Origin of the sequence: Micromonospora sp. CPCC 205546 (assembly GCF_036902715.1) — a bacterium.
GTDB lineage: Bacteria > Actinomycetota > Actinomycetes > Mycobacteriales > Micromonosporaceae > Micromonospora.
This window is the reverse complement of sequence record NZ_JBAKHL010000035.1, coordinates 57047-69357: the sequence shown is the minus strand read 5'-3', so window position 1 is coordinate 69357 and position 12311 is coordinate 57047. Positions and strand designations below refer to the sequence as shown.

Below are 12311 nucleotides of genomic sequence, written 5' to 3'. Positions count from 1 at the left end.
CCCCACGGGCGCCGGCGGCGCGATGCCGTGCGGCCCGGCCTGCGGCGCGGGCGCGGTTCCCGGCGCGGCGGGCGGCGCGGGCGCGGGGCCGGTGGGCACGCTGGACGCCGGGATGCCGATGGCCTGGCCGAGCTGGTCGAGGCGTTGCCCCTGCGCGGTGAGCCGGTGCTGGAGGTAGTCCGCGGCGGCGTGCAGGTTGCGTCGCCGGTCGGCGTCGGCGGCGGCACCGCGCTCGCCGGCGCGCCGCCGCTCGGCGAGTTGCCGGGCCAGCGCCGCGTACTCGTCGAAGGTGGACACGCCCTCAGTCCTCCCCGTCCGGGCCGTGCCCGTCGCGGGCGAACGGCACGATGAGCCGGGTGCGCTGGTCGTGCCGGTCGACCAGGAGTGCCCGGTCGGGCCGGGGCGCGTACGCGAGGTCGTGCACGCCGAGGTGCAGCCCCAGCTCGGTGCCGGGCACGTTCAGTGCGACCAGGCAGGCGACGTCGTCGCGGTTGTGGGCGCCGCCCAGGTCGTCGGCGAGCCGGCGCAGCCCGCGCCACCAGCCGAGCAGGTGCACCCCCCGCCCCGGTCCCTGCCGCAGGACCGTGCGCAGGTCGTCGTGACCGGAGCGGAACGTCTCCGGATCCGTGGCCGCGAGCACCCCGCTGGCGGCGTCGACGCCGAAGACGACGAGATAGGTGCGGCCGGAAGCCGGGGCGGTGCCGCCCGCCCCGAGGCCCCCGGGCTCGTCAGGGGCGGACAGCGCGGCGGCGAGGGTGCCGACGTGCCGACGCAGCCCGGTCGCGTCGAGGCGCTCGAGGGGGTGGCCGGCGGCGGCCAGGATCGCGGCGGTGTCGTCGGCGGCGGGCTCGGCGGCGGTGACCAGCGGGGCGAGCAGGAACCGGGCGCCGCCCGGGGCGTGCTGCCGGGCGAGGCTCAGGGTGGCCGCGCGCAGCACCTCCGCGCCGGTGACCGGGGTGCCGACCACGGCCAGGTGCCGACCGGGGGACGCGTCCATCATGAACAGCGCGGAGGTGCCCTCGACGTCGACCGTCCGCCCGACCAGGGCCAGCGGGCGGCGCCCGCCCGGACGCAGCCCGGCGAAGGTGGGGTCGTCCTCGACGTGGGCGGCCTCGTAGCCCCGGAAGACGGACGGGGGGCGGGTGCCCGCCGCTCGGGCCTGCCACAACTCGTGGCGCAGGCCGGCCAGCTCCCCGGCGGCGGCATGCGCGTCGGGGAAGCGGACGACGGTGTCGGCGCCGACCGCGCCGGCCGCGGTGTTGAGCACGGCCGAGCCGACCGGCAGGGTCTGGGCGGCCTCGTTCAGCGGGTCGAGCACCCCGCCGCCACCGGGCAGGGCCACCCGCAGCGCGAACTGGCCGAAGATCGCCTCGGCCCGGCCGTAGAGCGCCTCGACGCCGGTCATGCTCTGGCTGGCCAGCACGAGGTGCACGCCGTACGAGCGGCCCTTGCGGGCCAGCTCCTCCAGCAGGTCGACGGACTCGCGGGCCAGCGCGTCGTTGCCGGCGAGGAGCACGTGGAACTCGTCGATCACCGCCACGATGCGGGGCACCGGGGTGTCGCGGGGCAGGTCGGCGAGCTTGGTGACGCCGTGCCGCTTGAGGGTGGTGGCCCGCCGCGACAGCTCGCGGCGCAGCTCGCGCAGCACGGCGACGCCGTACTCCCGGTCGGACTCGATGCCGACCGCCCGCGCGTGCGGCAGCCAGGACGGGTCGCGCGGGGTGGGCACGAACTCGGTGAAGCTCACGCCCTCCTTGAAGTCGAGCAGGTAGAGCTGGAGCTCGGCCGGCGAGTAGCGGGCGGCCAGCCCGTAGAGGACGTCGAGCAGGAAGACGGTCTTGCCGGCGCCGGTGCGCCCGCCGACCAGCCAGTGCGGGGTGGCGTCGTCGAAGGCGACGGTGACCCGGTCCCGACCGGCCCGGCCGACCACGGTGCGCAGCCCGTTGCCCGCCGACTCGGCCCACCGCCGCTCCGGCAGCAACTCGGCGAAGCCCACCGCGTCGCTGCGCCGGGCGGCGGCGCCGAGGTGCGCGGCGAGCGCGGCCACCGACGCCGCCGGCGGGTCGCCGTCGAGCAGCACGGGGACGGCCAGGCCGGTGCCGTCGTGGCTGAACGGGGCTCCGGGCGGGTCGCCGACGTGGGCGTACCGCTCGGTCAGCCGGATCGTGGTGGTGGCGCCGAGCTGCGGTGCCGGCTCGGGCGACGCGGCCGTGGGCCGGCCCGCGGCCAGCACGCAGACGGCGGCGGCCGGCCCGGCGTGGGTGAGCGCGGCGAGCCGGGCGGCCTCGCGCGGCGGCGGGGCCGACGCGGCGACGATCAGCAGCAGCTCCTGGTCGGGGTGCTCGGCGTGGCGGGCGGTGCGGGCGTGCCGCTCGGCGGCGTCGAGCAGGGCGGTCACCTCGGCCTCGCCGGTGGCCGGCGGGTCGAGCACGCCGGCGTCGACGAGCGGGCGCAGCGGCCCGAAGGTGGCGCCGAGCGCGGCGGTGTCGATGCCGGCGACCCGGACGCCGCCGGTCGGGGCCGTGGCGAGCAGCCGCAGCACGAGCGCCCGCAGCAGGCCGGCGACGCGGGGGTCGCGGGCGTCCGCGTCGACGGCGAGGTGGTGACCGCCACCCAGCGGTACGAGGACGGGGAAGGCGCCGTCGGCGGTGGACGCCTCGCCGACGCGGACGGGCACGGGCGCGGCGGACACGGGAGTGGCCCCGGGGGTCGGGGTGGCGAGCGCGCCGCCGAGTGCCGCGAGCCGGGTGACCAGCTCGGGCGCGCCGGCCGGGGTGAACTGGGGCACCTGCCCGGCGAGCGCCCGGCGGGCGGTGTCGAGGTGGGCCCGGGCCGCCCGGTGCGCCGCGACCGCCTGCCCGTACGCCGACGCGAGCCTGCCCACCCTCTGCTCCCGTCGCCGTCGCCCCGCCTGATCTCCAAGGACCCTAACGGACACCGGCGACACCGGACAGTGGCGAGGCGGGCGCGTCGGGCGGACACGCCGGTGGGCTGACCGTCCACCGTGGCGCGACGAAGGGTCCCGTCCCATCCGGGCAGCGGTGGGACGGGACCCTCCGGTCAGTCGGTGCGGTCAGCCGGTGACGGCGTTGAGCGCGGGCAGGTAGCCGTGGCGGTAGCCGTCGGCGTCCGGGTGGTACGCCTCGATGACGCCGCTGACGTCGCGGATCCACGGGTCGGCCGCGCAGACCCCGTGCCCGGCGAAGTACGGCCGGGTGTCGGCGAACGTGGCGCCGGCCGCGGCGGCCCGGCCGGAGATGACGGTGGCGAGCACGTCGGCGGCCTCGTTGAGGATGGTCCGCTTGTAGGTGCTCATCGCCAGCAGCCCGCAGGAGCCGGTCTCGAACAGCCGCGGGTAGCCGAGCACGATCAGTCGCGCGTTCGGCGCCCGGTTGCGGATGGCCGCGTAGGTCGCGTCCAGCCGGCCCGGCAGCGTCGTGGTGGCGAACGCCTTGGACTCGTTGACGGCGTTGGTGCAGCTCGACGTGCTGCCGAAGCGGCAACTGGTGATCACGTCGGCGAAGCCGGCGTCGTTGCCGCCGATGGTGATGGTGACCAGGGTGGTGCTGGCGCTCAGCGAGCCGACCTGGTTGTTGATGACGTCGGAGGTGACGGCGCCGCCGCAGGCAGGGAACGCGAAGCTGGTGACCGCGTTGGCGGCGGCCCACAGCGGGGCGTACGACTTCTGGCTGCGCAGGCAGCTCGACAGGTCGTACGGGCCGGCGCCGACGCCGGAGGAGTAGGAGTCGCCGAGGGCCACGTAGTTGACGGCGGCGGCGGCCTGCGCGGTGCCGGGGGCGAGCACCGCGCCGAGGGCCGCGGTGGACAGGGCGACCAGCGCGGCGAGGGCGCGGGCCAGCGGGCGTTGGGGCATGGGGGACCTCCACGGGACAGGGGGTGGTGGGCCCGGTGACCGCGCGCGTGGCCAGGGACGGGTGCTGGTTACCAGACGGTAATGCTATCGAAACATTCGAATCAATGGAATGGGTGGGATCGGGCGACGGGGCCGACACGTCGACAATTGTCGATTAAGTTGGCCGGTGCGTACACCCCCGACGGAGGGAGTCCACCCCGTGCGACGCGCTCTCACGGCGGCCATCGCCGCCCTGGCCGTCACCACCGCCGGCGGCCTGGTCGCCGGCACCCCCGGCCAGGCCGCCCCACCGGCCCTGGGCCGACCCGTGCCCGCCGCCGCACCGCAACCCGGCGGCCCCGGCCTGGGCGACAGCTACTTCCCCGACCACGGCAACGGCGGCTACGACGTCGCGCACTACGACGTCCGGCTGCGCTACGACCCGGCGACCGACCTGCTCACCGGCACCACCACCATCCTGGCCCGGGCCACCCGCGACCTGTCCCGGTTCAACCTCGACTTCCTGCTCGACGTCGAATCGGTACGGGTCGACGGCTGGCAGGCCACCGCCACCCGGGAGGGCGTGCACGAGCTGGTGGTCACGCCGCGCCGCGCGATCACGGCCGGCCAGCAGCTCACCATCGTGGTGCGCTACTCGGGCGTGCCGTCGGAGACGCTGGTCGGCGGCTACACCGGCTGGACCCGCACCGCCGACGGGGCGATGGTGGTGAACCAGCCGGAGTCGGCCTGGTGGTGGTTCCCCAGCAACGACCACCCGCTGGACAAGGCGACCTTCGACGTCTCCGTCTCGGTGCCGACCGGCCTCGAGGTGATCAGCAACGGCGTCCAGCCGCGCCCGCCGCTGCCCGAGGCCGGCAACCGCACCCGGTGGAACTGGCGGACCACCTCACCGACCGCCACCTACCTGTCGTTCCTCGCCATCGGCCAGTACGACATCGTCACCGGCACCGCGCCGAACGGGCAGCCGGTGGTGAACGCGTACAGCACCAGCCTCGGTGAGCTGGGGCCGGCCGCGCGGGCCAGCATCGAGCGCACGGCCGAGGTCGTCGAGTGGTGCAGCGGGCTCTTCGGGCCGTACCCCTTCGAGGCGCAGGGAGGCGTGGCCGGGCCGGTCGACGGCATCGGCTTCGCCCTGGAGACGCAGACCCGTTCGGTCTACGGGCCGGCCTTCTGGCGCCGGGGCGCCAACACCTACGTGGTGGTGCACGAGAACGCCCACCAGTGGTTCGGCAACTCGGTCTCGCTGGCCGACTGGAGCGACATCTGGCTCAACGAGGGCCTCGCCTCCTACGCCGAGTGGCTCTGGTCGGAGGAGCAGGGCGAGGGCACCACGCAGGAACTCTTCGACTTCACGTACGCCAGCTATCCGGCCGACGACGAGTTCTGGCAGGTGCCGCCGGGCGCGCCGGGCCCGGGCAGGATCTTCGACGCGGCGGTCTACGACCGTGGCGCGATGACGGTGCACCAGCTCCGGCTGGCCATCGGCGACGAGGCGTTCTCGAAGCTCCTGCCGGCCTGGACGGCCGCGCACCGGCACGGCAACGCCACCACCGCCCAGTTCCAGGCCCTGGCCGAACGGATCTCCGGCCTGGACCTGGACGACTTCTTCACGACCTGGCTGCTCACCCCCGGCCGCCCGGACGTGCCCGGCACGGCCCGCAAGGCCGGCCCGCCGGCCGAACCGAGGTCCTGGACCAGGCTCCGCGAGTCGCACCGGCTCCTGACCCGCTGAGCGGGTGCGGGTGTCCGCCGACTCACGGGCGGGCACCCGCGCCCGGTGCGCCGGAGGCGGACCGTGCACGCGCCGGGCGGGATGCCTCCGTCGGCCACGTCGATGGCGGCGCGCACGATGCGGTCCACGGACAGGTCGGTCGACGCTGTCGAGGTGATGTCGTAGACGATTCACCCGCCGTCCACGGGACGGACGCCACCCGCCGTCCACGTGACGGACGCCGACCAACCCCGAGCGGCGCCCACCCAGGGTGTGCACGGCGTAGCCGAAGCCCTGATCCGTCTACGACATCAGCTCGACAGCGCGGACACCGGACAACCGGCAGGGCGTCGGGCGCCAGCAAGGCCGGCGACAGGCCCGCCCGGGACAGGCCGGGATCACCGGTCAGCGTGCGGCCAGGGGCTGGCGGGCCGGGTCCACCGGGGCGGGCAGGGCACCCGTCCCGCCCAGGTGGGCGTGGATGGCGGCGGCCGCGGCCCGACCCTCGGCGATCGCCCAGACGATCAGCGAGGCGCCCCGGTGCATGTCGCCGGCGACGAAGACGCCGTCGGTGCCGGTCTGCCAGTCGGGCCGGGCGTCGATCGCGCCGCGCGCGTTGCGGCCGACCCCGAGCTGGTCGAGCAGCGGCTGCTCCTCGGTGCCCTCGAAGCCGATCGCCAGCAGCACCAGGTCGGCCGGCAGCTCCCGCTCCGAGCCGGGCAGCGGGGTCACGATGCGCCGCCCGTCGCGCTTCTCCACCGTCACCTCGGCGATCCGCACCGCCCGCACCTGGCCGGTGCCGTCGTCGACGAACTCCTGCACCGCGACGGCGAAGACCCGCTCGCCGCCCTCCTCGTGCGCCGGGTAGCTGCGCAACAGCCACGGCCACGTCGGCCACGGGTCCCGGGCCTCGTCCCGGGCCTGCGGCGGCTGCGGGTAGAGGTCCAACTGGTGCACGCCGGCCGCGCCCTGGCGGTGCGCCACGCCCAGGCAGTCCGCCGCCGTGTCGCCGCCACCGATGATCACGATGTGCTTGCCGGCCGCGTCGATCGGGCTGCCGTCGGGCAGCACCGCCGTCTCCGGCCGGCCGCCCGCCGCCGCGGCGACCACCCGGTTGGCCGCGACGAGGTGGTCCATCGCCTGGTGCACGCCGCGCAGCCCGCGACCCCGGGTCTCCGGGGTGTCCCGGCCCTTGAGTGCGCCGCAGGCGAGCAGCACGGCGTCGTGCTCGGCGCGCAACTGCGCGGCGGTGACGTCGACGCCGACGTCCACCCCGGTGCGGAAGCGCACGCCCTCGGCGGTGAGCTGGGCCACGCGCCGGTCGATGTGGACCTTCTCCAGCTTGAAGTCCGGGATGCCGTAGCGCAGCAGGCCGCCGATCGCGTCGTCGCGCTCGTACACCGTCACGGCGTGACCGGCGCGGGCGAGCTGCTGCGCGGCGGCGAGGCCGGCGGGCCCGGAGCCGACCACGGCGACCGACCGGCCGGTCGGCGCCGACGCCGGGCGCGGCGACAGGCCGTCCCGCGCCACGGCCGCGTCGACGATCTCCACCTCGACCTGCTTGATGGTGACCGGCTCGCCCCCGCCCATGCCGAGCACGCAGGCCGCCTCGCAGGGCGCCGGGCAGAGCCGGCCGGTGAACTCGGGGAAGTTGTTGGTGGCGTGCAGCGAGTCCACCGCGGCGTCCCAGTTGCCGGTGCGGACCAGGTCGTTCCAGTCCGGGATGCGGTTGCCCAGCGGGCAGCCGTCGTGGCAGAACGGGATGCCGCAGTCCATGCAGCGGGTCGCCTGCTCGCGGATCAGCTCCTCGCCGGCGGGCGGGTACACCTCGCGCCAGTCGCTGATCCGCACCGGCACCGGACGGCGCGCGGGCAGCCGCCGGTCGTAGCGAAGGAAACCGTTCGGGTCAGGCACGAGCCACCTCCTGGACCGTCACCCGCGGGGCGGGCAGGGTCGGCACGGACTTCGCGGCGGGCGCGGAGAGCGCGCTCATCACCGCGTCGTCGACGTCGCGGCCGGCGGCTTCGGCGGCCCGCATGATCTCCAGCACCCGGCGGTAGTCGCGGGGCACCACGGCGGTGAACTCGGCCACCGCCTCCGGCCAACGCTTGAGCAGTCCCTCGGCGACCGCCGAGTCGGTCTCGGCGAAGTGCCGCTGCACCAGCTCGTGCAGCACCGCCTGCTCCTCCTCGGACAGCGGCGCCAGGTCGACCAGCTCCGCGTTCACCCGCCGGCGGTCCAGCCGGTGCACGAAGGCCGTGCCGCCGGACATGCCGGCGGCGAAGTTGCGGCCGGTCGGGCCCAGCACCACCACGGTCCCGCCGGTCATGTACTCGCAGCCGTGGTCGCCCACGCCCTCGACCACGGTCACCGCGCCGGAGTTGCGCACGGCGAACCGCTCCCCCACCCGGCCGCGCAGGAACAGCTCGCCCGCGGTGGCGCCGTAGAGGATGGTGTTGCCGGCGATGGTCTGGTCCTCGGCCCGCTGCCCGGGCTCGGCGTCTCCGTCGAGGAACGGGGCGGCGGCGTCCGGCCGCACGACGAGCCGGCCGCCGGAGAGGCCCTTGCCCACGTAGTCGTTGGCGTCGCCGTGCAGCCGCAGGGTGACCCCGCGCGGCAGGAACGCGCCGAACGACTGGCCGGCGGTGCCGCGCAGGGTGAACTCGATCGTGTCGGCGGGCAGGCCGGCCCCGCCGAAGCGGCGGGTGACCTCGCCACCGAGCATCGCGCCGACGCTGCGGTGCTCGTTGCGCACCGCCACCTCCACCCGCACCGGCGTACCGTCGCGCAGCGCCGGGGCGGCCAGGGCGATCAGCTCGTTGTCCAGCGCCAGCTCCAGGCCGTGGTCCTGGGCGCGCACCCCCCGGCGTACGGCCCCGGCCGGAAGCTCCGGCAGGTGCAGCACGGGCGCCAGGTCCAGCCCGCCGGCCTTCCAGTGCGCGATCGCCGGGGCGACGTCGAGCAGCTCGGCCTGCCCGATGGCCTCCTCGATCGACCGCAGGCCCAGCTCGGCCAGGTAGCCGCGGACCTCCTCGGCGAGGAACAGGAAGAAGTTCTCCACGAACTCGGGCCGGCCGGTGAAGCGTTCCCGCAACACCGGGTTCTGGGTGGCGATGCCGACCGGACAGGTGTCCAGGTGGCAGACGCGCATCATGACGCAGCCCTCGACGATCAGCGGCGCGGTGGCGAAGCCGAACTCCTCGGCGCCCAGCAGCGCCGCGACCAGCACGTCCCGGCCGGTCTTGAGCTGACCGTCGACCTGCACGGTGACGCGGTCGCGCAGCTTGTTGAGCAGCAGCGTCTGCTGCGCCTCGGCCAGCCCCAGCTCCCAGGGCGTGCCGGCGTGCTTGAGCGAGTTCAGCGGGGACGCGCCGGTGCCGCCGTCGTGGCCGGAGATCAGGATGACGTCGGCCTTGAGCTTGGCGACACCCGCCGCCACGGTGCCGACGCCGACCTCGCTGACCAGCTTGACGTGCACCCGCGCGGACGGGTTGACGCACTTGAGGTCGTGCACGAGCTGCGCGAGGTCCTCGATGGAGTAGATGTCGTGGTGCGGCGGCGGGGAGATCAGGCCGACGCCCGGGGTGGCGTGGCGGGTACGGGCGATCCACGGCCAGACCTTGTTGCCGGGCAGCTGCCCGCCCTCGCCGGGCTTGGCGCCCTGGGCCATCTTGATCTGCAGGTCGTCGGCGTTGACCAGGTATTCGCTGGTCACCCCGAACCGGCCGCTGGCGATCTGCTTCACCGCCGAGCGGCGCGCCGGGTCGTGCAGCCGCTCGACGTCCTCGCCGCCTTCGCCGGTGTTGGACTTGCCGCCGAGCCGGTTCATCGCGATCGCCAGGGTCTCGTGCGCCTCCGCCGAGATCGACCCGTACGACATGGCGCCGGTGGCGAACCGCTTGACGATCTCGGTGGCCGGCTCGACCTCGTCGAGGGGCACCGGGGGCCGCACGCCCGTACGCAGGGTGAACAGGCCGCGCAGCGAGCCGGCCTTCGCGGCCAGCTCGTCGACCTTGGCGGTGTACTGCCGGAAGACGTCGTACTGGCGGCTGCGGGTGGCGTGCTGGAGCAGGAAGACCGTCTCCGGGTTGAACAGGTGCAGCTCGCCCTCGCGGCGCCACTGGTACTCGCCGCCCACCTCCAGCCGGTCGGTGGACTGCGCGCCGGGCGGCGGCCAGGCCACGGCGTGCCGCGCGGCGACCTCGGCGTGGATGCCGTCCAGCCCGATCCCGCCGATCTTGCTCGGGGTGCCCCGGAAGTAGCGCTGGACCAGCCTGGCGTCCAACCCCACGGCCTCGAAGACCTGCGCCCCGCAGTACGACGACACCGTCGAGATGCCCATCTTGGACATGATCTTCAGGACGCCCTTGCCGAGGGCCTTGACGTAGCTGCGGACCGCCTTCGCCGGCTCGACGCCGACGAGCGCCCCGGTGGAGATCATGTCCTCCACCGACTCGAACGCCAGGTACGGGTTGACCGCCGCCGCGCCGTAGCCGATCAGCACCGCCGCGTGGTGCACCTCGCGGCAGTCGCCCGACTCGACGATGAGCGCCACCTGGGTACGCGTCTGCTCGCGCACCAGGTGCTGGTGCACCGCGGCGGTGAGCAGCAGCGACGGGATGGGGGCGAGGTCGGCGTTGGAGTCGCGGTCCGACAGCACGAGGATGCGTACGCCGTCCTCGATGGCCTCGGAGACGTGCCGGCAGATCTCCGTGAGCCGCGCCTTGATCCCGGCGCCGCCCTCCCGGATCCGGTAGAGCCCGGAGACCCGGACCGCCTTGAAGCCGGGCAGGTCGCCGTCCTCGTCGATGGAGAGGATCTTCGCCAGCTCGTCGTTGTCGATCACCGGGTACGGCAGCACGATCTGCCGGCAGCTCGCCGGGCCCGGATCGAGCAGGTTGCCCTCCGGCCCGATGGTCGACGCCAGGCTGGTCACCAACTCCTCGCGGATGGCGTCCAGCGGCGGGTTCGTCACCTGCGCGAAGAGCTGGTGGAAGTAGTCGTAGAGCAGCCGCGGCCGGGTGGACAGCGGGGCGATCGGGGTGTCGGTGCCCATCGAGCCGAGCGGCTCGACGCCCGTGCGCGCCATCGGGGCGAGCAGGATCTTCAGCTCCTCCTCGGTGTAGCCGAAGGTCTGCTGGCGGCGGCGTACCGAGTCGTGGGTGTAGACGATGTGCCTGCGCGGGGGCAGGTCGGTCAGCTCGATCAGGCCGGCGTGCAGCCAGTCGGCGTACGGCTGCTCGGCCGCCAGCTCCGCCTTGATCTCCTCGTCGTGCACGATCCGGCCGGCGACCGTGTCGACCAGGAACATCTTCCCCGGCTGGAGGCGGCCCTTGGCGACCACCCGGGCCGGGTCGAGGTCGAGTACGCCCGCCTCGCTGCCGAGCACCACGAGCCCGTCGTCCGTACGCCACCAGCGACCCGGGCGCAGCCCGTTGCGGTCCAGCACGGCGCCGACGACCTCGCCGTCGGTGAAGGCGACGGAGGCCGGCCCGTCCCACGGCTCCATCAGGCTGGCGTGGAAGCGGTAGAAGGCGCGCTTGTCGGCGGCCATGTCCGGGTCGTTCTCCCACGCCTCCGGGATCATCATCAGCACGGCGTGGGGCAGGCTCCGCCCGGCCAGGTGCAGCAGCTCCAGGACCTCGTCGAAGTTCGCCGAGTCGGAGGCGGCCGGGGTGCAGACCGGGAAGACGCGGCGGATGTTGCCGGGGATGTTCGAAGTGCGGACCAGTGCCTCGCGGGCCTGCATCCAGTTCCGGTTGCCCCGGATCGTGTTGATCTCGCCGTTGTGCGCGATCAGCCGGTACGGGTGCGCCAGCGGCCAGGACGGGAACGTGTTGGTGGAGAACCGGGAGTGCACCAGCGCGATCGCGCTCTGCACCCGCTCGTCGGCGAGCTCCGGGTAGAACGCCGGGAGCTGGTCGGGGGTGAGCATGCCCTTCCAGACCATGGTGCGCCCGGACAGCGACGGGAAGTAGGCCGGCACGCTCCGCTCGGCGCTCTCCCGCTCGGCCTGCTTGCGCACGCAGAACGCGACCCGCTCCAGCTCGACGCCGCCCAACCGCGATCCGGCCGGCCCGGCCGGCGAGTCGGTGAGCCGGTGCGCGGCGAGGAAGAGCTGCCGGACCCGGGGCATCGCCGCCAGGGCGCTCTCGCCGAGACCGCCCGGGTCGACCGGCACGTCCCGCCAGCCGAGCACGTCGGCCCCCTCGACCAGCGCGTACTTCTCCACGACCCGGCGGGCGCGGGCCTCGGCGGCGTCGTCGTCGGGCAGGAACACCAGGCCGGTGGCGTACTCGCCGGCGGGCGGCAGCGGGAAGTCCACCACCGCGCGCAGGAACGCGTCCGGGACCTGGATCATGATGCCCGCGCCGTCGCCGGTGTTGGGTTCCGCGCCCCGGGCTCCCCGGTGGTCCAGCCGACAGAGCGCGTCGAGGCCGTTGGCCACGACCGCGTGCGAGCGCCGCCCGTGCAGGTCCGCCACGAAGGCCACACCGCAGGCGTCGTGCTCCTGCGCGGGGTCGTAGAGCCCGGCCGCGGGCGCTCCCGGGCCGAGGTGCGGGGCCTGCTTCGGGCTGCTGTGAGGGTACGGAAAGGCCACCGGGCCTCCTGTCGTCGCTCAGGGTGGATCTCGATCGGGACGACGTCGGCCCTCAAGGGTCTATTGAGTCTACGTTAGGGTCCGGCGCGCAAGGCCAGTGCGGATTGATCACACCTTCCAGAGTC

The 12311-nt window shown here is 74.8% G+C and carries 5 protein-coding genes and 1 pseudogene; 1 reads left to right on the top strand and 5 read right to left on the bottom strand.

Features of this window, described 5'->3' with window-relative positions; all coding sequences use genetic code 11:
* The 3 genes and pseudogenes from V6U77_RS17735 to V6U77_RS17725 all read right to left on the bottom strand — a co-directional run.
* A pseudogene (locus V6U77_RS17735) lies at positions 1–297 on the bottom strand (hypothetical protein); the annotation flags it as partial.
* 4 nt (positions 298–301) lie between these two features.
* Positions 302–2884, bottom strand: coding sequence for an FtsK/SpoIIIE domain-containing protein (locus V6U77_RS17730; protein WP_334607443.1), 2583 nt, complete (start codon positions 2882–2884; stop codon positions 302–304).
* Between the two features lie 189 nt (positions 2885–3073).
* Positions 3074–3874, bottom strand: a complete 801-nt coding sequence (locus V6U77_RS17725) for an SGNH/GDSL hydrolase family protein (RefSeq protein ID WP_334607442.1) — start codon at positions 3872–3874, stop codon at positions 3074–3076.
* A gap of 199 nt (positions 3875–4073) precedes the next feature.
* Here V6U77_RS17725 and V6U77_RS17720 point away from each other — a divergent pair, with 199 nt between their 5' ends.
* The gene (locus V6U77_RS17720; RefSeq protein ID WP_334607441.1) at positions 4074–5606 is read left to right on the top strand and encodes a M1 family metallopeptidase; all 1533 of its coding nucleotides are present in this window, start codon (positions 4074–4076) and stop codon (positions 5604–5606) included.
* Between the two features lie 384 nt (positions 5607–5990).
* Here V6U77_RS17720 and V6U77_RS17715 read toward each other — a convergent pair whose 3' ends face one another.
* Together V6U77_RS17715 and gltB are read right to left on the bottom strand one after the other, a co-directional pair.
* On the bottom strand, positions 5991–7499 hold the full coding sequence (locus V6U77_RS17715) for a glutamate synthase subunit beta (protein WP_334607440.1): 1509 nt from the start codon (positions 7497–7499) through the stop codon (positions 5991–5993).
* Positions 7492–12186, bottom strand: a complete 4695-nt coding sequence (gene gltB / locus V6U77_RS17710) for a glutamate synthase large subunit (protein WP_334607439.1) — start codon at positions 12184–12186, stop codon at positions 7492–7494. Before gltB ends, V6U77_RS17715 begins: the two co-directional genes overlap by 8 nt.
* Positions 12187–12311 lie beyond the last annotated feature (125 nt).

What these genes read in the sequence shown, in the direction of transcription:
- V6U77_RS17725 (WP_334607442.1), bottom strand. Translation starts at nt 3,874, where the DNA reads ATGCCCCAACGCCCGCTGGCCCGCGCCCTCGCCGCGCTGGTCGCCCTG.